Genomic DNA, 21,934 nt, shown 5'->3' with positions numbered 1-21,934 from the left:
CCTTGATTGCGGCACTCGCTGATTGCTGGGTTAATCGGCGTTGCGATTAATGAGCCACGGCGCTAGGTGAGCCGCGTCGGAAAAGGCAGACTTGGTCTGGTGAGCCCAAGTCCTCTCGGCAACGAGAGCTCTGGTCTTTGGCCTCGTGCCCGAGATCCCCGCGACGAACATCGGGCGCCGCTTTGCGCCCTGATCGTTCGTCCGTGTGGGTCTCGAACTGAGGAACGCTCCGGTCGAACATCGACCAAGGAGCTATCATGCACGCCGCCCGCAACGAATTTCATGATGTCGTAATCGCCGGCTCCGGCCCGGTGGGCCTATTCCTCGCCTGTGAGTTGCGGCTCGCGGGTTGTTCGGTGCTCATTCTCGAGCAAGCGCAAGAACCGCGTTCGCCACTAAAGGAGCTTCCGTTCGGACTGCGCGGCCTTTCCGTGCCGACCATCGAGAGCTTCGAGCGCCGCGATCTGCTGACAGCCCTTCGGGATCGCGCGGCCAGCCGTGGCACGGCAGCCGCGCACTGGACGCAACAACAGCGCCGCCCTGGCGGTCACTTCGCCGGCATCCAGTTCTTCCATGACCAGGTCGACAGCGCGCGATGGCCCTATCGTCGCCCCGGCTCGGTCAGCAACATCGCGGCGGACATGGCGAGCATCGAGGCTGTGCTGGCGGCTCGCGCGGACGCGTTGGGCGTGGAGATCCGGCGCGGCCGCGGCATCGAGGGGCTCGAGCAATCGGATGAAGGCGTGATTGTCAGCGCCTGCCGCGAGACGTTCCGCGGACGCTGGCTTGTCGGCTGCGATGGTGGGCGCAGCTTCGTGCGCAAGGCGGCGGCCATCGGCTTCACCGGCACCAATCCCGAGTTCACCGGCTATTCGGCAAAGGTCGTGCTCGCCGATCCAGACATGCTCAAGACCGGCCGGCACTACACGACGGCGGGCATGTACACCTATGCAGCGCCGGGCATGATCGCGATGGTCGATTTCGACGGGGGCGCCTTCCATCGGAACGGCCCCATCACGCGCGACCACATCGAGGTGGTGTTGCGAAAAATCTCCGGCGTCGACGTCGCCGTGACGGCGCTCGAACTGGCTACCACCTGGACCGATCGTGCCTACCAGGCGAGCGAGTATCGGAAGGGTCGCGTGCTGCTGGCTGGCGATGCCGCGCACATCCATTCTCCGCTGGGCGGCCAGGGCCTCAATCTCGGGCTCGGTGATGCGATGAACCTTGGCTGGAAGCTCGCCGCTACGGTGCGTGGCGATGCGCCGGCCGATCTGCTCGACAGCTATGCACGCGAACGGCAACCCGTGGCTGCGCAGATTCTCGATTGGTCGCGCGCGCAGGTCACCCTGATGCGGCCGAGCCCGAGTTCGCGCGCGCTTGAAACGATCATCCGCGATCTCATCGAGACGCGAGACGGCGCGACCTATTTCGCCGAGCGCGTTTGGGGTGTCGGCCTTCGCTACGATCTCGGCGCCAGCCATCCGCTGCTGGGTCGTAGCGCGCCCGATTTCGAACTTGTCGACGGCATGACGCTGAACGAACACCTTCGGGATGGGCGCGGCCTGTTGCTCGACTTCGAAGCCCGCGCAACGCTGCAAGCACTCGCAGCCCGCTGGGGCAATCGGATCCGTTATGTTGCAAGCGACGCAACGGATCGGTCAAACTTGAGCGCGTTGCTGGTGCGTCCCGATGGGATCGTCGCCTGGGCCGGCGCTGATGCCGCTCCGGACGAAGATGCTGTCCGCGCAGCGTACCAATGGTTCGGCAACCCTGATGATGCGATGCGCTGGCCGGATTCCAACTAAGCCAAGCGTCTGCAGTCTATCGTGGCGAGCGTTCCCAACGCGTACCGTCGGCGGATTCAGTCAGATGGGCGACAGTGTAGCTCGCCTGAATGAACGTCGGGTTCCGGGAAGCTGCGAGTTGCCCGCGAATGTCTAACTAATCAGTTGCCGCGCTGAACGGCTCCATGCACCCACATCTGAGAGACACCCACGCACGGGAGAGCGGGACGATATTCCGGCCCGCTCTCGGCGCCATGAGGTCAGGCCCGCGGATCGACGTCGACGATCCAGATGACACCGAACCGGTCGGTCAGCATGCCGTAAAGCGGCGACCAGGCGGACGGACCGATCGGTTGTTGGATCGTGGCTCCCTCGGCTAGCGCTGCCCAGCGCTGCTGGACCTCGTCGACCGACGATCCGCGCAACGATACATAGAAGGCGTTGGTGCCGGCATCATGCTCTTGTCCCGCACGCACGTCGAAGGCCATGATTCGGAAGCCATCATCGGTGACGACTTGTCCCCAGATGATCTGGTCGGGCGAAGCGCCGAGTTCGGGCTGCCCGATCGCCCCATAGGTCATCAGCGTCTGCTCACCCCCGAAGACCTGTTTGTAGAAGCCAAGGGCGGCGCGGGCCTGGCCGCGGAAATTGAGATGGGGCGTTACGGTAAAGGTCATGCTTCAGCTCCAGGATGTCGGCGACTCTCGCTTTTGCCGCCTGACACCCACATAGCGGCCACCAACTGCCATTTTCCGTCAGTAGGTTCATGTCGCGCTCCTCCCGTTTGCTCCGACTGCTTCACGCGATGCGCACGCTGGCCGGACCGATCACTGCGGCGCGCCTTGCAGAGGAGACGGGCGTTTCGCCGCGATCGGTCTATCGAGACATCGACGCGCTCCGCGCTGCAGGTGCGCAGATCGAAGGCGAGCGAGGCTATGGCTACCGTCTGCTGGAAGACCCTGCGCTGCCGCCACAGATGCTCGATGAGGACGAGATCGAAGTCCTCGCGCTCGGTCTGGCCGAAGTCCGGGCCTGGGGCGATCCTGCACTGGCGCAGGCTGCGGATTCGGTGCTCGCCAAAATCGCCGCGACCTTGCCCGACGATCGGGAGCGGCAGCTGCTTCACGCGATCGCTCAGGTCTTTCGCCCGGAGCCGCGCTACATCCTGGATTTCGACCTTGCGCCCTTGCGGGCTGCATGCTGGCGGGAACAAGCGATCGATATATGCTATGTCGACGGCGATGGCGCCAGGAGCCAAAGGACAATCCTGCCGCTTTCGCTGTTCTACACCGAAGAGTGCGTAACGGTTCTTAGCTGGTGCTGCCTTCGTGAAGACTTTCGAATGTTCCGAACCGATCGCATAGCTGAAGTACGCCCGAACGGCGCGAGTTTTCGCCCGCGTCGTGTACCGCTCCTACGTGACTATTTGGCCCGGTTGCGAGAGCGACGCGGGTCGGCCGCAATGGCGGCTCAGCGAACATCGCACGCTGCGACCGACCGCGCGTGATCGCCGAATGCCCGCTCCTGGAGCGCGACGATTTCATTGTGAGCGCCGGTTCTGGGTCTCCGTCACCTCTCAACCAGCGAGCCACGGTCCGTGTCAAACGGACCGCCTGCATCCGGATCCTAGGCCAACCGGATCGTGAGTTCGACTTCGTCGGTAAACGCCATCGAGAAATACCTGTTGTCGGGGTTGGTGACATGTTCGAGATACTCCGGGCAATGATCGGCATTGTCGGCGATGATCACCGCCCCCGGCCGCAGCCTGCTTTGGACGAGCCGGAGCACGTCCATGTAGAGCGACTTCGCGCTATCAAGCAGGAGCAGGTCGATCGTGTCGGGCAGGTCCGACGCCAGCGTGTCGAGCGCGTCGCCCTCCCGTATCTCGACTAGGTCGGCAAGCCCCCCGGCCGCCAGGTTCTCGCGCGCCCTCGCGGCCTTCGACGGCTCCAATTCAGTGGTGATCAGCCGGCCGCCGCCATTGTCGCGCAGCGCGGCGGCAAGATGCAGCGTCGACAGGCCGAACGACGTGCCGAACTCGGCGATCGAGCGCGCGCCGGTCGAACGCGCCAGCATGTAGAGCAGCCGGCCGGTGTCGCGCGACACGGGCAGCCCGTAATCCTTCAGTTCCGCGTAGAAGCGGCGATAGTCTGTCTTGCTGCGCATGAGCCGCAGCCGTTCCTCGCTGGAGATCGCCGCAAAGGCCGGATCGGCCATCGGGTGGGCGGCATCGGTTTCGGTGAACAGGCGGTCGAGCAAGGGTGCGACGGGTGCAGTGATAAGCGTGGTCATCGGTTTCTCCTGGGCGTTTGCCTGCCACAAGGAATACGATTAGTTCGTCAGGTTTGACTATTCGCATTGGCCGGAGCGCGATCGAAGATGCCGCGGAACCACGATGTTTCCTCGCGCAAGGTGCCGCAACAGCTGCGCTCCAACGCGCTCGTCGCGGCGGTGCTCGATGCGGCTGTTCAGGTTCTGGAGCGCGAAGGCGCGCAGCGTTTCACCATGGCGCGAGTCGCCGAACGCGCCGGCGTTAGTGTGGGGTCGCTGTACCAATATTTCCCGAACAAGGCGGCGATCCTGTTTCGCTTGCAGAGCGACGAGTGGCGCCGGACCTCTCACATGCTCCGCGAAATTCTCGAAGACCGCCTGATGCCACCGAATGCGCGGGTCCGCGCGCTCGTCCACGCCTTCCTCCGCTCGGAATGCGAGGAGGCGACGATCCGGATCGCGCTGAACGACGCGGCACCTTTTTATCGCGACGCGCCCGAAGCGGCCGAAGCCCATGCGGAGAGCGCCGATATCGTCCACGCCTTCCTTCTGGAAAGCGCGCCGCGCGCCAGCGATGCCAAGCGTGCGCTCGCAGGCGATCTGATCAAGACGACGCTGAGTGCGGTCGGCAGCAGCTTCTCGGCGGCCCCACGAACGCTGGAGGAGATCCATGACTATGCCGAGGCATTGGCTGACATGCTGTGCGCGTATCTAGAGCGGTTGTCGGATGCACATGCTGGGCCCGAAGCCGCACCTCGCGGCGCATGCGGCTCTTGCGACGAGCCTAGTCGCAAGCGATGGATCGGTGTAGCGGGAAGTAAGGGTTCTTAGGCCGAGCGTTTTGCTCAGGCTCCACCTCGATTTCGGGAGCGACCGACATAGCACGCAAACCAAATTACGACTTCGAGCGCCGCGAGCGCGAACGGACCAAAGCGGCCGATTCCGCGAAGAAGGCACAAGCCAAGGCGGACAAGCGGGCGGCGGCTGAACAGGGAAGGCCGGATGCCGACCAATCAGGCGGATCGTAACTCGGCAGCAGCAACGATCGGACCGCTAGGTCCCACTCTCGCGGAGCTTGGCTGGAGGCCTTTCTTCAGCGAGCAGGTCTCCGCCGAGCAGAGCTACAATTGCCAGCCTGTCCGCGTGATCTCGGTGCATCGCGGAAGGGTGAGTGTCTCGGGTGAGGGGTTCGAGGGCTCGATCTCGTCCAGTTTCCCCGGGCAAGCGGGAGCGGAGGACCGTCCCACCGTTGGCGACTGGCTGCTGATCGACCGGGAAACTCGAAATCTCGTGCGCATCCTGGATCGGTCGAGCCTGTTCAAAAGGCCCGCCCCGGGCGATAGTCGGCGGGTCCAGCTCATCGCCGCGAACGTCGACACGCTCTTCGTGGTGACGGCCTGCGACCACGACTTCAACGTTGCGCGTATCGAGCGCTATCTCGTGCTCGCGCGCGAGGTGGGGGTCCGTCCTGTCGTCGTGCTCACCAAGGCCGACCTGTCGCCTGCGCCTGAGCGCTTGGCCGACGCAACACGCGCGCTCCAGTCGGGGTTGCGGGTGGATCTGGTCGACGGGCGCGATCCGGCGAGTGCCGCCCACCTTGCAGGCTATTGCGGCCTCGGACAGACAGTCGCGCTGGTGGGATCGTCCGGCGTCGGCAAGTCCACGCTGGTAAACACGCTCAAGGGATCGGACAGCATCGCGACCCAGGCTGTCCGCGAGGACGATGGCAAAGGCCGTCACACGACGACCGTGCGCGAGATGCACCGCCTCGCGGGCGGCGCGGACGGAGGCGGCTGGCTCGTGGACACACCCGGAATGCGCGAGCTCCAGATGTCCGAAGTGGCCTCAGGCGTGACCGAGGTCTTCGACGACGTCACGGCCGTGGCGCTCGAGTGCCGGTTTGCGAACTGCACCCATGCCGACGAGCCGGGATGCGCGATCCGGGCCGCGATGGGGAAAGGAGATCTTGATCCCGCTCGCGTTGACCGGTGGCGTAAGCTTGCCCAGGAGGATGCGGCGAACAGCGGCGCGGCGGCGGTTCGCCGCTCACGCGCTGGAAGAGCCGGAAACAGGAGATGACATGAGCCAAAGCTAAAGGCACGGCTCTTAGAGCCGTTGATGGAAGCCTGTTCAGCGTTGCGGTGACGATGACGTGATCATTGTTCGTGGCGTTTCCGCCCTTTCTGACGAGCTGCGCAGCGTCCGGCTTGTTCGCGCCGAGGTTCTCGGCCCCGCCACCTTCTCCGCCGCGGCCTCGCCCCCGCCACCATGTCCGCCAAAGCCGCCCACGTCCCGCTGCGCATCTGATTTCGTCGACTGGGAGATTTTCGTGACCCTCGGGTTAAGGGTGAGCGCCCCTTGAGACCCAAAGAGGAGCGCTTGGCGGAAGTCCTGCCGTCGAGTGCTTCCATGGTGCCGGGCGCCGATCATGTTTATGAGCGCGTGGAGGCGCTCGCTTAGGCGCGACTAGGACGGTGCGATTCCTTGGATCGAAATCGGCGACGCCCTGCCGCCGAGCGAGGCGCGCAAGGGAGAGCCGGCATGTTGCCGACAATCGATCCGTCCCCAGTCTCTCGCTTTGAACACCTGGGCCCGCTCGGCGTCCGGCTCCCGCACCAGATTGCAGTCTCTTTCATCGTGTACGTAGCGCCTGACGGGATTTGCGCCTTTGCCGGGGCAGTTCAGGTCTTGGGGACCAGTCGGCCGAAAGTCGTATAGGTCACATTGTTCGAGCTGGCGGATACCATGACCTCGTCGGCGAGCATCAGGGCATGTACGTCCGAATCCACCGGAAAGTCGCCCTGCACAGGCAGTTGCTGCTCGCTTGTCCACCGACGTCGATGAATGACGACATGCGCACGCGGCTGTCATTGCCGCGCCAGAACAATCCCGGCATCCCGCCCATGTCACACAAGGCGGGCGCACTGAACGAGAACTTCCCGGGCGGGGGCATGCGCTCCCAGCCGGCTTTATCAGGTCCGTTGTCGCGTGCGAGATAGATTTCACCGTCTCCGCTGCCGATCCAGGCGACCCACAGGCGATCGCCTACTATCGCCAGCGAAGGAGACCGCCGCGTATCCGTGTTGGGTACCAGGATCGGCTGTCCCTCCAGCGCGCCTGAGGTGTCGAGTTGCTGGATCCTTATCCCGGAGCTACCCAGCAACTTCTCACCGGTATCGGACCAGGCTAGGGCGATCTTGGTACGAAACGGCGCCATGATCGGGGCGGTATGGTCTTCGAGCCGAGCGTCGTTGATCGTTGACTGATCCCAGCTTCGAAACTGCTTCACATCGGCGTGGGCGCTTGCCGCCATCCGGAGTTCACGGCCCCGATATACGCGCCGCGTCCCAGGACGCCAGGACATCCGCTGCCTCGGTGTGGCGCACGCCTATCTTCTCGAACCACTCTACTTTGTGGAGCGCATCGAACGTAGCGGTTGTCTGCGACCTCATCTCGGCTCCCACATGCTCAACAACATGCGGTTGCGCACGCCGAGCCCGGCGCGCACCGCCTTGCAGGCCATGACGAAACAGCTCTCGCGGCTCTTACGAATTGTTGTCGAATATCTTACGAAAGAACTTGCCGGTGCGACGGTCCAACGAAGCGGTAACCAGTGTCAGGGGCGCGAGCTGGCCAGTTTGCGTCCGCATTCCCTTGATCTGGGGTATGCCGAAGAAGACATTTTTCTCATCGTCGAAACGGATGAACCATTTGCCGCCGGCGTTCTTTCGAAAGGTTTCGCCGAGATATCGCGCTGCGCCGTCAAGCACCTTTGCCTCGGAGGGCGCTCGTGCGCTCGCGACATCAGGATAGCGATCGAGCAGCCATCCTTCGAGGACAGGAAGTGAATCTGCCTCGAAGTTCAAGCTCTTCGCCACATCCTGCGGCACAAGCTGCGAAAACCGGGCAATAGCATCGTCCATATCCATCAGCCAGTATTCGAACTTATCCTCGTCAGATACTTCATCCATGCGCGTTATTTTCCAAGTTTATAGGGTATGCCCGCATCATCCAACGCGTCCAGCAAAGGCTGTGACGGCTTGTCTCTAAACACCCACTCGATGTCCCAGCCTTCCTTGTCAATAAGCGCCTTGTCACGGGCGACCTCCCAAAGATTATCCTGATTTGCGGTTTGGTATCCCGTCTTATACTCGACGCCGCGAAGGGTTTCCTTGTCGGCAATGTCAAGTCGGCGAACATGATCGACACCGTCGACGTTGGCATCGATTGAAACCTCTCGCTGGCCCCAACCTAACTTGGAATGGTAGTCGTCCACCGCTTGGTTAGCCAAACGGGCCTGCTGCATGTTGCGATCATAGGTCTTTGCCCATCGATCATAATCCCATTCGCCGCCACGGTCTTGATAATCCTGCCACCGCTCAGCTTTGTGTCCGGCTGAGCCGGGGCCGGTAGCAGGCCGTTCGGGAACATCTGGCGTGGTATTGTGAGGCGCGCCAAGCCCATCGTCCGCATGAGATGCGACCGGCGAAGCGCCGTCTGGGGCAGCAGCCCCTGCAGCCCCGGAGGCGGGACGCCCGCCATAACGTATGCCCAAATAGCGCCCAGCACCCGCCGTAACCGCGCCGATGCCAGTGGCCGCCGCGGCATCCGGCCAGCTCCAGGGCCGGGGGTTGCCGGTCAGGTTGTCCCAGGCCAATTCGCCGGCATAGCCGACAAAGCCGCTCGCGGCTCCGCCAAGAGCGTAAAGCCCGACCCCAGCCGCCAGCGGCACGAACGCCGCGGGAATTGCTGCAACCGCACCGACCACTGCTCCCTTCAGCATCGCCAAGAGGATGCAAGAGCCGCAAAATGTCTCTTGGTTCAGCGCTTCGTTGAGCCCGAAGAACGCCGCGCCCGCTGCGGCACCTGCCGCAACGATAAGCAATGGCGCGGCAAGGGGCGCGAGCGCTACCACGGCCACCGCCGCGACCACTGCGCCGGCAATCGCCGCGGCCATCTTCCACCACAGCCCTGTCGGGTCGGCCCGATTGATCGGGTCATTGCCGACATACGCGTACAGGTTAAGCCCGCCAGCAATGCCGATCGGGTCTCGGGTCAGGTACCGGCCAAGCGCAGGATCGTAATAGCGGAAACGATTATAGTGCAGCCCCGTTTCGGCGTCGCAATATTGCCCCGGCATGCGCAGCGGCTGGTCAATAACGCTTAGCAGCACCCTCAACCCACCGAAGCCAGCGCGCTCGGCTTCCCACACCACGCGCCCTGCCGGGTCGGTCAACCGCATCGGCGTGCCGGCGGGGTCGTTGTGATAGTTGAAGACCGCGCCGTCCTGGCGCAGGAACAGCGGCGTATATTGCTGCGGCCAATAGCCATAGTCGCGGGTGCGGGCTGCGGCGCCGGCCGTCCACTCCGCTCCGGTGCCGCCATGCACCTGCTCGACGTCGCGGATCAGCTGCTCGCCGGCCCAGACATAGCGGGTGATGCGCTGCTCGCCGCCTCGCAGCACTTCCTTCCAGATCCGCCGCCCCAGCGGGTCATAGCCGAAGCGCAGTACCAGCCCGGCGCCGTCCTCGGCACGCACCATCCGGTCGAAGCCGTCATAGGCATAGCGCCAGGCGCGGACGCCGCCGCTGCGTTCGACCAGGTTTCCGCGTGCGTCATAGGCGAAGCGCTCGGCGCCCTGCTCGACCATGCGGTTAAGCGCGTCGAACTGCGCAGGTCCGGCAGGTCCAGCTATGCGATTGCCCGCGCCGTCATAGCCGAACGCCTCGTCGGCGCCGGCTGACCGCTCGACACGGAGCAGCTGCCCCTCGGCATCATAGCCGTAGCGGGTCGCGCCCACCCGCGTATCGCGCTGCTCGCACAGCCGATCGTCGTCGTCATAGCCGAAGCCCTGCTCGAACACCGGTGCGCCCGCTGCCTCGACTCGCACTGCGGTGGTCAGCCCCACCGGGTTCTGCCACGCGGTGGTCGATACCCCCTCCGGCGCGGTCATCCGCCAGCCGGCATCCTCGGGCGCATAGTCGATGACATGGCGGCGGCCCGCCCAGTCCGTGATGCTGGACAGCCGCATGTCGGCATCGCGGGTGTAGCGGATCGTGTCCCCGCTGGGATAGGTAATGCCCGTCAGCGTGCCCGCATCGTCATAGAGATACGCGACTAGGTGATCGCCCTGGCGCTCCTCGACCAGCCGGCCCGCCGCGTCATAGCGCCAAGCGAGCGCGGCATCGCCGTTGCGGGCAGCTACCAGCCGTCCGGCATCGTCATAGGCAAAGGTGGCGACCTCGCCATCGGGGGTTGCCAGGCGCGTGACCTGCCCGGCACCGTTCTGCGCCACGTCCAGGACGTGGCCGTCGGTACGTGTGATCTGTTGAACGCGGCCGGCGGGATCGAAGACATATTGCTCGCGGCTGCCGTCGGCGTGCACCTGCGCCTCGGGCCGATCGCCGGCGCCATAACGGAATCGCGTGGCGTTGCCGTTGCCGTCCACTACCGCGGCCAGCGTGTCACCGTCATATTCGAAGCGCTCGACTCGGCCCACCCGGTCCCGCTCCGCAGTGATAAATCGGCCCCTTGTGTCGCGCGCGGCGTCGATGCCGGTGTCGCGATACTGCGTGCCGGCCCAGCTGCCGTCGGGGAAATCGACTCGCGTTAGCCGGTGCTGGACATCGTGCTGCGTCCGGAAGCGCTCGCGCCCGCCGCGCGACACGCTGGCGAGATCGTCCGTCCCGTCATAGGCGAGCCCAAGCTCCAGCCCGGAGGGCAGCCGCATGCCCACCGGCTTGCCGCGCTCGGTCGCGCGCAGGTGCCACTGTCGGCCCAGCGGGCTGATGACCCGATCGAGCTGGCCGTCGCCGCCAAATCCCAGCCGCATCGTGCCACCGTCGGGATTGGTGACCAGCAAGTCATCCGACTTCGGGTCGCGGTGCGCGCGCTGCGGCGTGCCATTGAAGGTGGCGGCGAGCCGGTCGCCCATAGCTCGGCGGCGAAATGCGGCGACATTGGCGGTGCTGATGCGGTGCCGTGCGCCGACTGCCGGGCGCGGCGCCGCGCGCACTATCTCCGGTGCCCGGTAGGCGATGACGCCGTCGCCGCCCTTATCGACCGTCAGGAAGGCCTGGACCGGTCCCATGAAGGCGTTGAGCTCGTCCGGGGTCGAACTGCGCAGAAAGGCGGGGAGCAGCCGGGGATCGTAGAAGCGGAACAGCCACCCATCCCCCTCGGGCGAGCGGACCCTCAGGAAGCGGCGGAGATGGCGGCGGGTGCCGTCGAACCCGGCGCCAGAGATCAGGAACACGCCCCAGGGCTGTCCGTCGAACCGCATCGCCAGCGCTTGCGCCTGCGCCGCGTTGATGCGGAAGAGATACGGCGCCTTCTCGCGGTAGTTGATCGCAGCGCGACCGAGATACAGGCAGGCAGCGCGCTCGGGGGCTGACACCTCCGCCATGGCCGGGATGTCGGGCGAGACACAGCCGTCGACCAGGGCATAGAGTTGCCCCGCCGCCGCCCAGCCCGCGACATCGACCGCGGCGACGTCGGCGAACAGGATCGCAGGCGGCGGCCCGCTCGTCATCGGCGCTCGTCCGGCGGAGGCAAGAAAGCGGTCATTCCGTTACGAACGGTGCGGCGTTGCGGTGGGCGGCGTCAAGCGTCGTCCGGCGTGCGCTGGCGCCGTCGCCGATCAGCACGGTGGGCGCCCCGGTCGCGATCTTGCCCCCATGGCACGTTGTGTCTCCGATACGCGCAGCTTCGTTGTTGCCGATCTTCACGGTGGGACATCCCGATTCGATCTGACTGGGGCTGCCGCAATCCAGCGTGTCGCCCTTGCGCGCGGCGGGCAGCCCCATGATCAGGACGGTCTTCTCGCCCGTAACGATGGTGCCTTTGTTCTTGACGGGGCAAGCTTCGGTGTCGGTGGTGCGTGCAGCAGGCGGCATGAACTATTCCCGGTTTCGTGGCGCTTGGGCGGAAGAACGCTCAACGGCCATCGGCGGACCAATGCGGCGGATTGGTTGCCAGCTTGTGAAGGCCGTAGGTCGCGCCCACGTCGTGGAGATCGGTGTTGTCGTTGCCCGAGCGCGGCTGGTCGATACGTTGGGCGCGGCCCGCCGCGTCCAGTACCTGGATCGGCTGGTCCCAGGTGATCGTCATGTCGATGGCGGTGCCCGCGATATGATTGGAGGTGATCGACGGCTTGAAGCGGATGCCGAACAGCTCGACCATCGCCTGCGCCGCGCGGCGTGACGCCCTGGCGTCGCCGTGATCCCACAGGATGTCGACTTCGGGGTTAGGCGGCACCGCAGCAGGCTCTACCTCGCCGCTGGCGATCCGCCAGGCATAATGCATGATCCACGCTCGGTTGCGGTTGCGCAGCGTCGAGCTGACGCGGACCACAGCCCCCGCCTGGCGCAACGCCGCCAGGAACTGGCCGGTCTGGGTCGCGAAGCCGGGGGCAAGATCGGCCACCCGGTTGCTGTTGGGAAAGCGCGCCTCGTTCGCAGCGAACCACTCCGCGCCGCTCAGCCGGATGCCCGCCGCCTGCGCGCGCAGGCGATCGCGCAGCACCCCTATGGGGGAGGTGTCAGACAGCGCTGCGTCGGTGCGCCCCGCCGGGGCCACACGCCCATCCGCGCGCGTTCCGAGCACCAGCGACTGGTAGCGTCCGATCGCGATTATCGTGGCTGCGTCAATCGCGCCGGTGATCGGCAGCGGCTGCAATCCCAGTTCGGCGATGCGCAGGTTCAGGCGCTCCTGCACGGCGGTGACATCCGCCGGTACATTGGCGCCGCCCCGCCCCACCGATCCCGAGAGCGCCACCGCGCGTTACTCGATTTTCGCGTAGCGCGCGAGCACGCGCAGCACGGCGGGCTTGCGGGCATGGGTGCGCTTCAACCGGGCGAGTTCGGCGTCGCTGCCGGTGCACAGCCGGTCCAGCTGAGCTGCGATCTCAGCGGCGCCCGCAGGATACTCCAATTCCTCGCCGCGGAAATGGTCGCAGCGGTCGCGCTTCTGGAGGAAGGCGCGCACGCCAGTGGGCAGCTCGGCGCGCTCCGCCCGGCCCTGCGCATCGGCGGGCAGCGCGCAGGCGGCGATGGGAAGCGCCAGCAGCGTCATCATCTTCATGTTGCGATCAGCCCCTCGGTCACCAACGTGCGCAGTCCCCTGTCGAGCGCTTCGTCGCCGTTTAGCCCAAACTCGCCCGCGACCACAGCGAGCGCGGCACGATCGCGGGTGCCGTCGAGATGCGCCAGCAGATGGCGGGGCGCGTGTTCGGTTATGGTCATCAACCGGTGATCCAATGTGCAGATGTTTTCCAATCCCTCGGCCAGCATGGCGCGGATCAGCCCGCTGGCGGCGGGGCGTTCGCTCACCTCCACGGCATAGGGTTCCGCGTCGGTGCACAGGTCGATCAGCCCGGCGTCGAACATCTCGAACAAGGCGATGCGGCGTGCCGGGGTGTCGACGAGGTCGCGCACCTTCAGCCGCGCCGGGCGGGCGTCGACCAGCCGCCCCAGCGCTTCCGCCAGCGGCGCGTCCTGCACTTCGAAGACGTTGGCGTTCATGCGGAACATGCCTTCCCCGTCGCGGCGGCAGCGAGTGACGGCGAACAGCTCGTCCAGAGCGTTCAGATCGATCCGCCGCTGAGGGGTAACGGAATCGCGCACCAGCAGCGTCTGCCGGAAGAAGCGGAAATCATGATAGTCGCGCGCCTGCAGCAAACGGACTAGCTGCCCGGTCGCGTCGCTTTCGGGAACTTGGTTTTCCGGCAGGAAGGCATCGCCCATCTGCTCTCGATCCGCGTCCCCGAGGAACTGCAGCCCGTTTTCCGCCGCCGCAGCGGCGACGTCCATCACCGATTGCGGGTGGAAGTGCGCGCCGAGATCGTCGTGGCACAGCACCGACCAAGGCTTGTCCAGCGTGTGCTTGGCAGCATCGCGCAACGCCGCCTGGGCCGGGTTCTCGCGTCCTTCGGGCTCGGCGGCGAGCGCACTCAGATACTCCCGCGCCGCGCGCCAGCGCTCGGCCCCATGCAGATCGCCGACCTGCAGCAGCAGCGCATCACGCAGCACCTGCCGCAGATGCCCGCCCGGCATCGCATTGTAGCTGAGGAAAGCGACCCCGTCCGGCGCCAGCAGCGCGCCGATCAACGCCATGGTCGCGGTGCGAACCTCCGGCGGCACCCACGCATAGATACCGTGCGCGATGATATAGTCGAACGGCCCTTCCAGCTGCGTGCCCGCGTCCAGGATGTCGAGGACGCGCAGCTCGATATTGTCCAGCCCGGCCAGTGCCCGCCAGCGTTCGCCGCGCGCGATTGCAGTCGGTGCAAGGTCGAACCCCGTGAACCGCGCCTGCGGGAAGGCCGCGGCGAGCGCGAGCAGGTTCATGCCGTCGCCCGTGCCGATCTCCAGCACGCGGGCATTGGCAACAGGTGGCGGAGACAGCCCTGCGAGCCGCGCGATCGTCGCCATTCGATCGGGTGCTGTCTGGCTGAAGATCGCCGTGGGATAAGCGACTTCGTCATAGGCCGTCGGCGCAGTCTGCCCGCCGGCGTCTGTGGCTTCGGACGGCTGGAGGCTGGGGGTCATTCGATCCGCATTTCCGGGGTCTGGATGACCATATGGTAGTCCCGCGACGCTAGTGCACGACCCCGGCCCGGGCCGGGGACAGAGGGGCGGAACCCTGCCGGCGTGGCCGGCTTCATTCGATCTGCATCTCGAGCCGCTCGGCGGTCTCGGCATAATAGCGCGCGGAGCCAGCGTTGTTCTGCGCCTTGAACCGTGCGCTTACGCTTCGCGCCGCCTTGGCCGCTGTGCGGAAGGAATCGATCGCTACCTGGGGCTCGAGGCTGTCCTGGACCAGATCACCGCCGACGAACTTGCCGACGACATAGCCGTCGTCGTCGATGGCACCGATCACCGGCACGCCGGCACGCAGCTCGCCATAGAAGACCGTGCCCGCCTGCCCGCCGTCACGCCGCCGGAGCATCCCCAGGCCGTCGGCCTTGCCCCCGGGGCAGTCGCCGGTCCAGAACGTGGGGCCGGTCCCCAGCGAGCGCGGCGCGACGAAGCCGCATTTGCTCGTCGGGTCCTGCGACCAGGTCAGCCCTGCCTGCGCAGCCGGTGCATCCGCCACTGCTGCAGCGCCAGGTGCCGGGGCAGCGGCGGGCGTCGGCGCCGTGACGGGTTCGGACGCGGCAATTGCACTGGTGGCCGGCGCGTCGGAGTTCGAAGCGACGACCGAGTTGCAGCCGAGCAGCGCGGCCGCGGCGAACCCTGCGAGGAGAAGACGCGCGCTCATGCCGACGGGAAGCTCGCGATCAGCGAGGTGCTGCATTCGAAATGCATGGCATCCTCGGTGCTGAACCCCGCCCCCCAATACCAGCCGCGGGCGTTGAAGAACGGTGCGAGGAGGACGAGCCCGTGATAGACCTTGTTGTCGCCGCGGCCATCCAGCTTGCCGTTCAGCGTCAGGTCGATCGCCGTACCCCAGCTATGGTTGGAGATCTTAGTCGTCGAGTTGCGCTGATACCGAACGCACTTCATGCCCGCCGTGCCCAGCGCGTTGTACAGTGTCGGCATCTGCGCCTGAACATCCGCGAACACCTGACGAAGACTGGCCACCGCGGGCGCCATGCCGGTTACCTTGAACGGACCGACATGCTCGGTCGTCATCATCCGCTTCAGCTTCTCGTTGGTGATCGGCTGGTCGTTCTGCGAGTAGTTCTGCCGGGGCGCACCGTATTTACCCAGCAACAGAGTATTCCCCGGCGAATGCAGCCCCTTGTTGAGCGAGGTGCGCGGGGGCCGGGGTAGCTTGGTGAGGAAGCTGCTCGAACTGTTCGGCGCCGGCGTCGGTGCGGCAGCCTGGGCAGGCACTCGGGGCGCGGCCACGGCCGCGGCCGCAGCCTGTGCCAAGCCGACCCGGGTAGGGGTACGGACCGGCGTCACTCTGCGGATGGGTGTGGGCGCGGCGCTCGCACTCGCGCCGCCCCCCCCGGTCAAGTGGCGCCACGTCGTGGCATCGGGCTCAACCAGTCCGTCCGGGGTGCGCAGGAACCCGCGCTGATAATGGATGATGGCCGAGATCGTCTTGGGACCGCAGCGCCCATCGATCAGCCCCAGCTGCATGCCTGCGCGCGTCAGCAGCGTCTGTACCGCGATCGTGTCGCTGCGCGCATTGCCACCGTCCAGCCCGACGGAACCCTGTATTCCCGCTGACATAGCCTGCTCCTTTGCCACTGCCCGCACGTGTGGGCCCTGAATATGTACCTTTGCCGACGGCGCCTGGAAATCTCCGGACGTGCCGAGCGGGCGTTTAACTATGCTCCTGCACCTCCGCCACGCGCTCCGCGCGCTCGGGGGTGCCTGGCGCAGCGACCGCGGCATGCTCCCCCTTGGTGCCGAAGCTGTAGCGGAAGCCGTCGGGCGCGGTGTCAACCTGGATCGAATCCACAGCCTCGCCGCCCATCTGCCGCTCCAGCAGAGCGATCGACATTTCAGGCAGCATCGTGTTGGTCAGGATCGCGTCGATGACGCGCCCGCCCGATGCCACTTCGTTGCAGCGCGACACGATCAGGTCGACGACCGAATCGGCGAACGTCAGCACGATCTTGTGATTGTCCGCGATCCGCCGGGCGATGCGCTTTAGCTGCAAGCGGACGATGCCGGCCAGCATGTCGGGGCTGAGCGGATAATAAGGCAACACTAGCAGGCGGCCGAGCAGCGCCGGCGGGAACACCTTGAGCAGTTCGGGGCGCAGCGCCGATGCCAGCGCCTCGGGCTCGGGCTTCATCTCCTCATCCTCCGCCAGGCTCATCACCAGGTCGGTGCCGGCGTTGGAGGTTAACAGGATGATCGTGTTCTTGAAGTCGATGAACCGGCCTTCGCTGTCGTTCATGAACCCCTTGTCGAACACCTGGAAAAACATCTCGTGGACGTCCGGGTGCGCTTTCTCGACTTCATCGAGCAGTACCACCGAATAGGGGCGCCGCCGCACCGCCTCGGTCAGCACGCCGCCCTGACCATACCCGACATAGCCCGCGGGCGCGCCCTTGAGCGTCGAGACGGTGTGCGCTTCTTGGAACTCGCTCATGTTGATGACGATCAGCGAATCGTCGCCGGAGAACAGCAACTCGGCCAGCGCGTGCGCCGTCTCGGTCTTGCCGACGCCCGAGGGGCCGCACAGCATGAACACGCCCACCGGCTTGTTCGGGTTGTCGAGCTTGGCGCGGCTGGTCTGGATGCGCTTGGCGATGGCATCCATCGCATGGTCTTGGCCGACGACGCGGGCCTTGAGCTGATCGGCGATGGTCAGGACGCTCTGGATCTCGTCCTTGACCATGCGCCCCACCGGGATGCCGGTCCAATCGCCCACCACTGCGGCGACGGCGTCCTGGTCGACCACGCCGAAGACCATCGGCGTGTCCTCCTGCGCCTCGCGCATGGTGGCGATCGCGACGTCGAGCGCGTCGCGCAATCCGGCTTCGTTCGGCACGTCGTCGCCGTCGACCTCGCCGCGGGCATCGCGCAGCGTCGTGCGCGCCTGGGTGACCGTTTCCAGCGCTTCCTTCTCGCGCTCCCACTTGGCGGTCACTGCGTCCAGTGCGGCGCGGGCTTCGTCCAGTTCCTCGTCGATCCGCTCCAGCCGATCGTCCGCGCGGTACTGGCCGCCCTTCTCGCGGGCGACCACCTCGCGCTCCACCTTGAGCAGTTCGACCTTGCGGCGGCGGTCCTCCACCGCGGCGGGTGTCGCGTGCTGCGATACCGCGACACGCGCGCAGGCGGTGTCGAGCAGGCTGACCGCCTTGTCCGGCAGCTGCCGCGCGGGGACGTAGCGCTGCGAGAGCGTCACCGCCGCGGCTACCGCTTCGTCCAGTACCACCACGTTGTGATGGCTCTCCATCATCGGTGCGACCGAACGGATCATGTCGATTGCCTTGTCGGTCTCGGGCTCGCCGACATCCACCGTCTGGAAGCGCCGGGTGAGCGCCGGATCCTTCTCGAAATACTGCCGGTACTCGGCATAGGTCGTCGCCGCGATGGTGCGTAGTCGCCCGCGTGCGAGCGCCGGCTTGAGCAAATTGGCGGCGTCGCCGGTGCCGGCCTGGCCGCCTGCGCCGATCAGCGTATGCGCTTCGTCGATGAACAGGATGATCGGGGTCGGCGAGCTTTCGACCTCGTCGATGACCTGGCGCAGCCTTTTCTCGAACTCACCCTTCATGCTGGCACCAGCCTGCATCAGCCCGATGTCGAGCGTACGTAGCGTGACCCCCTGAAGCGATGGGGGCACGTCGCCGTCGGCGATTCGGCGCGCGAAACCCTCGACCACCGCCGTCTTGCCGACACCGGCCTCGCCGACGAGGATCGGGTTGTTCTGGCGGCGGCGCAGCAGGATATCGACGACCTGGCGAATTTCGGCATCGCGGCCCACGATCTTGTCGATTTCTCCCGACTTCGCCTTGGCGGTCAGATCGATGGAAAATTTGACCAGTGCCTCACCCGCGGCCACAAGGCGGGTATCGGCAGGTGCCTCGCCTTCGCCGCTCGCCGCGGGAGCTGGCGTATCGCGTTGCGTGGTTTCGGCGGACTGCGCCACGATCGTCTCGAAGTCGCTACCCAGCTTTTCGGCCTGCACCTTGCGCCACTCGCCGCTGAGCGCGAACAGCGCGTTGCGCAGCGTAGGCGTCTTCAGCATGCCATATAGCAAGTGGCCAGTGCGCACGCGCCCGGCGCTGAACTGCAGCGAGGCGTAGAGCCAGCCCTTCTCGATCGCCTCCTCGATCTGCGGCGAGAAGTCGGAAATGGCGGTGGCGCCGCGCGGCAGCGCATCGAGCGCGGCGACGGTGCCCTCCACCAGCTTGGCGTCGTTCAGCCCGAATGCGGTCCGGATCGCCGCGAGATCTCCGCGAGGGTCTTGGAGGAGGACGTGCACCCAATGCGCCAGCTCGACATAGGGATTGCCGCGCATCTTGCAGAAGGTGGTGGCGGTTTCCACCGCCTTGAGTGCGGTGGCGTTGAGGCGACCGAACAGGGCCGTCCGACTGATTTCCGTCATTGCAATCCCCCCATGGCGGCGTGTGCGGGCCTGAGCCGCCGCAAGTGCGCGTCTGACCGGACGCGGTCGCATTGTTTAGGACTCATCCAGCCCGACCAGCCCAGCCGGGTACGTCCGTCCAGCCGCGCGGCTGGAACGTCCCGCTCGGCGATTTCGATCCGTATATCCCATTCCAGATGGCTGGGCGCGAAGGCGTCGAGCGCTTCGGATGCGATGCCAAAGCGCGGACCAGAGGGCAGCAGCTTCTCGAACTCGGCAAAGGAGCGCGCGCCGATCACCACGCTGAATGCGTCCGACGCCATGCGGATGCGGCTGCCCAGTACCAAATCCTGCCCCAGCCCGGCGAAGCTGCGGCCCAGACGGCTGCGATCCTCCTCGGGAATGTCGCGCCAGCGCGGGCGATATTCGATGACCTTAACGGGCTGGCCGAGCACATGGCTGAGCGCGTCCTCGATCCCGATCGCGCTGCGCCGCGAGGCGAACAGCGCGGCATAGTGCACGCGTGCCTGCGCGGGGAACAGCGCGCGCGGAGACACGCCTTCCGTGGCGCCGGACAACGCCGCTAGGTACCCGGCGAAGCGGTCGTCCTCTGGCCGGTCCGCGTGCGAAACCGGCTGCGAATCCGCCCATGCCCGGAAAAACAACTGCAGCATCCGATTGGCTAGCACGTCCAGCCACCGTCCGAACGGCCGCTGCTTGGCATAGCGGTGCTCGAAGGTGGCGAATTCCGTCAGGTGCATCGGCAGCGGGCCATTGGGGCCGGTCAGCCCCAGCCAATAGCCGTTCAGCTGGATGCGCTCGCCGCGTAGCTCGGCCGAGTGGAGCGTCGGCGCGGGGAAGTGCATCGCCGGCACCTGCGCCAAGTCGACAACGCTCTGGCTAGGCCGACGCGCACGCCCTACGCGCGGCAGATGCGGCGCGCGCGCCTCCGCGCCGCGAACCGCGGGGAACATCCCGAACTTCCTCGCCTGCTCGCCGACCCGGCGCAGGAAGGTCAGATGCTGTGCTGGCGCCCCATCCTCGGCGGCCATTGCGCGACTTCCCCTTCGTTCGGGCTGAAAAAACTGCACTCGGTAAATGCGTTGATGCTGGCGAACTCGGCCAGAAAACGCTCGAGCACGGCGGTGAACAGGAACATGCCTCCCTTGTCGAAGGCGGCGTCATCCAGTTTGATGCGGATCTTGTGCCCGCGGGCCAGCGCCATGCGATCGAGCCCCGGAACGCGGCGCATCACCTTGCTGGAGCGGATGCCAAGCACCCCGTCGATCTGGCGGCGCAGCACGGCATCGTCCTGCCGGCCATATAGCGCGAGGTGATCGCGCAGTGCCGCAGGGTCGTCGTGATCCTCGGGCGCCAGCGTGACGTAATTGGGCGTCAGGTGCGCGATGACTCGCCATGCGGCGTCGCCCAGTCCTAGGGGAGGACGCGGCCGCGTAGGCGCACGCAGCACCGACACTGCCCGCGCGGGCACCCCGGAAACGGTGAAATGCTGGTCGCCGCGGAACGTCAGCAGCTCGGGCAGCTCGCGGTTCGTCACTAGCGCGCGCACCGCCAGTTCGTGGACGTCGTCCAGCCGTGACGCGTCCCCCGGTGAAGTCAGGCTGATCCACGTCTCGGTGCCGACATATTCGCCGCGCCGACGCAGCCTTTGCTCGCGGGTGGAGAGGCGGCGGGGACGCAGCTGGGTCGAATAGAACAGCGCCTCGCGCCAATCGTAGAGCAGCGCTCCGAACGCATAAAGCGGCGCCACCGTGCGCGCATCGACATTGTCGCGGGCGTACGCCTTGACCTCCGTGAGGCGAAACACTTCGAAATCGTACCGCTTGGTGCGATCGGGCACGACGTGGAGCTCGTGATCGTGCGCACGCACCTGCACTCGGTCGAGCTGCTTTTCGAACAGATTGATCGCGGGTGTCGCGAACAGTTTGAAGTTGCTCGCTTCCACCGCACGCGCCAGCACGGGCGAAGAGCGCGCGAACAGCAGTACCACGTCGCATGCCTGGGGCGATGCCTTGAACGCGCGGTCCAGCCCCTTAAGCTTGGCAAAGAGGAAACGTTCGGGGCAGGCGAAATATTCCGAAAGCAGCCGGTACCCGCGGAACGCACGCTGGTCCGCGGGCAGCAGCGCCTCTTCATCCTCGAAGCCCACCTGCTCCGGCTTGGGCAGCGCCATCCAGGGCACGTTCGGTGGCGCATCGGCCGAACGAGCCAGCACCGACAGCGTTTCGCCGATCAACTGGCGATACAGTTCGTTGGGTACCGCCTCGGTGCCGTGCAGGTACAGCGGCAGTTCCTTCGCCATCACCTTGGGCAGCTCGGCGCCGGGCATCGCCACGAATCGCAGCCGCAGCCCGGCCTCCGCGCGGACGTTCCCCGCGGCCGCATAGGAGGCGACCGCGGCGCGGGTGGAGAGGTATTCCGCCTCGACCAGCTTCACCGGCCACAATGTCAGATCGTGCCCCGTGCGAAACAGGACGGGCGCATTGTCCTGGTCCGCCGCCGTGGCCGTCAGCGTCGTGCCGCGCGGGACCTTGTGTCCCTTTAGCAGCATCTGGTCGCCTTCCTTCGGCTCGAAGCCGGCGACGCAGATCGATGGCATCGGCGCCAAATAGTGCGGCTGGATCGCGTGCAGCAGGTGCGAGGTGAACTCGGGATACTGGTCCGCCAGCTTCAGCTGGACGCGCGCGCCGAGGAACGCCACGCCTTCCAGCAGCCGCTCGACATAAGGGTCAGGGTCAGTCGGCGTCTTGAGGCCAAGCCGCCCCGCCACTGCCTCGTGCTCGTCGCCGAACTCGCGCGCCGCTTCGCGCAGATACGCGAGCTCGTCATTGTAATAGCGCAGCAGCCGCGGATCCATTGGA

General features: G+C 66.1%; 18 protein-coding genes. 4 read left to right on the top strand and 14 right to left on the bottom strand.

What is annotated here, in order from left to right:
- Positions 1-257 precede the first annotated feature (257 nt).
- Positions 258-1,808 carry an FAD-dependent monooxygenase gene (locus LZ586_RS11055; RefSeq protein WP_235076356.1) on the top strand — a complete coding sequence of 517 codons (1,551 nt, stop codon included), beginning with the start codon at positions 258-260 and terminating at the stop codon, positions 1,806-1,808.
- A gap of 239 nt (positions 1,809-2,047) precedes the next feature.
- On the opposite strand, the gene LZ586_RS11050 is transcribed toward LZ586_RS11055, so the two are convergent.
- Positions 2,048-2,464: a VOC family protein gene (locus LZ586_RS11050; RefSeq protein ID WP_235076355.1), complete on the bottom strand. Its 417-nt coding sequence runs from the start codon at positions 2,462-2,464 to the stop codon at positions 2,048-2,050.
- Between the two features lie 89 nt (positions 2,465-2,553).
- Here LZ586_RS11050 and LZ586_RS11045 point away from each other — a divergent pair, with 89 nt between their 5' ends.
- A complete protein-coding gene (locus tag LZ586_RS11045) occupies positions 2,554-3,294 on the top strand; it encodes a helix-turn-helix transcriptional regulator (RefSeq protein ID WP_261346002.1) in 741 nt (246 codons plus the stop codon).
- Positions 3,295-3,413: 119 nt separating this feature from the next.
- Here LZ586_RS11045 and LZ586_RS11040 read toward each other — a convergent pair whose 3' ends face one another.
- Entirely contained in the window at positions 3,414-4,079 is a 666-nt protein-coding gene (locus LZ586_RS11040) for an O-methyltransferase (RefSeq protein WP_235076353.1), read from the bottom strand.
- Between the two features lie 87 nt (positions 4,080-4,166).
- Here LZ586_RS11040 and LZ586_RS11035 point away from each other — a divergent pair, with 87 nt between their 5' ends.
- Both LZ586_RS11035 and rsgA read left to right on the top strand, forming a co-directional pair.
- Positions 4,167-4,889, top strand: coding sequence for a TetR family transcriptional regulator (locus LZ586_RS11035; protein ID WP_235076352.1), 723 nt, complete (start codon positions 4,167-4,169; stop codon positions 4,887-4,889).
- Positions 4,890-5,201: 312 nt separating this feature from the next.
- Positions 5,202-6,137: a ribosome small subunit-dependent GTPase A gene (gene rsgA / locus LZ586_RS11030; protein WP_319937976.1), complete on the top strand. Its 936-nt coding sequence runs from the start codon at positions 5,202-5,204 to the stop codon at positions 6,135-6,137.
- 685 nt (positions 6,138-6,822) lie between these two features.
- Here the strand turns inward: rsgA and LZ586_RS11025 are convergent.
- The 12 genes from LZ586_RS11025 to tssF all read right to left on the bottom strand — a co-directional run bounded on the left by LZ586_RS11025 (position 6,823) and on the right by tssF (position 21,930).
- On the bottom strand, positions 6,823-7,371 hold the full coding sequence (locus tag LZ586_RS11025; RefSeq protein ID WP_235076350.1) for a hypothetical protein: 549 nt from the start codon (positions 7,369-7,371) through the stop codon (positions 6,823-6,825).
- Positions 7,372-7,603: 232 nt separating this feature from the next.
- A complete protein-coding gene (locus LZ586_RS11020; RefSeq protein WP_235076349.1) occupies positions 7,604-8,029 on the bottom strand; it encodes a hypothetical protein in 426 nt (141 codons plus the stop codon).
- 5 nt (positions 8,030-8,034) lie between these two features.
- Entirely contained in the window at positions 8,035-11,589 is a 3,555-nt protein-coding gene (locus tag LZ586_RS11015) for an RHS repeat-associated core domain-containing protein (RefSeq protein WP_235076348.1), read from the bottom strand.
- A gap of 31 nt (positions 11,590-11,620) precedes the next feature.
- The gene (locus tag LZ586_RS11010) at positions 11,621-11,953 is read right to left on the bottom strand and encodes a PAAR domain-containing protein (protein WP_235076347.1); all 333 of its coding nucleotides are present in this window, start codon (positions 11,951-11,953) and stop codon (positions 11,621-11,623) included.
- 40 nt (positions 11,954-11,993) lie between these two features.
- A complete protein-coding gene (locus LZ586_RS11005) occupies positions 11,994-12,833 on the bottom strand; it encodes a hypothetical protein (protein ID WP_235076346.1) in 840 nt (279 codons plus the stop codon).
- Positions 12,834-12,839: 6 nt separating this feature from the next.
- Positions 12,840-13,139, bottom strand: coding sequence for a hypothetical protein (locus LZ586_RS11000; RefSeq protein ID WP_235076345.1), 300 nt, complete (start codon positions 13,137-13,139; stop codon positions 12,840-12,842).
- Positions 13,136-14,605 carry a class I SAM-dependent methyltransferase gene (locus LZ586_RS10995; RefSeq protein WP_235076344.1) on the bottom strand — a complete coding sequence of 490 codons (1,470 nt, stop codon included), beginning with the start codon at positions 14,603-14,605 and terminating at the stop codon, positions 13,136-13,138. Before LZ586_RS10995 ends, LZ586_RS11000 begins: the two co-directional genes overlap by 4 nt.
- 112 nt (positions 14,606-14,717) lie before the next feature.
- The gene (locus LZ586_RS10990) at positions 14,718-15,317 is read right to left on the bottom strand and encodes a hypothetical protein (RefSeq protein WP_235076343.1); all 600 of its coding nucleotides are present in this window, start codon (positions 15,315-15,317) and stop codon (positions 14,718-14,720) included.
- Positions 15,314-16,240: a M15 family metallopeptidase gene (locus tag LZ586_RS10985; protein WP_235076342.1), complete on the bottom strand. Its 927-nt coding sequence runs from the start codon at positions 16,238-16,240 to the stop codon at positions 15,314-15,316. The genes LZ586_RS10990 and LZ586_RS10985 overlap by 4 nt, the downstream gene beginning before the upstream one ends.
- 94 nt (positions 16,241-16,334) lie before the next feature.
- Entirely contained in the window at positions 16,335-19,073 is a 2,739-nt protein-coding gene (gene tssH, locus LZ586_RS10980; protein ID WP_235076341.1) for a type VI secretion system ATPase TssH, read from the bottom strand.
- Positions 19,070-20,104 carry a type VI secretion system baseplate subunit TssG gene (tssG, locus tag LZ586_RS10975; protein WP_235076340.1) on the bottom strand — a complete coding sequence of 345 codons (1,035 nt, stop codon included), beginning with the start codon at positions 20,102-20,104 and terminating at the stop codon, positions 19,070-19,072. The genes tssH and tssG overlap by 4 nt, the downstream gene beginning before the upstream one ends.
- On the bottom strand, positions 20,068-21,930 hold the full coding sequence (gene tssF / locus LZ586_RS10970) for a type VI secretion system baseplate subunit TssF (RefSeq protein WP_235076339.1): 1,863 nt from the start codon (positions 21,928-21,930) through the stop codon (positions 20,068-20,070). Before tssF ends, tssG begins: the two co-directional genes overlap by 37 nt.
- Between the last annotated feature and the right edge of the window lie 4 nt (positions 21,931-21,934).

Origin of the sequence: Sphingomonas sp. S2-65, from assembly GCF_021513175.1 — a bacterium.
In the GTDB taxonomy this organism is placed as follows: domain Bacteria; phylum Pseudomonadota; class Alphaproteobacteria; order Sphingomonadales; family Sphingomonadaceae; genus Sphingomonas.
This window is presented reverse-complemented; position numbering and strand designations above follow the sequence as displayed.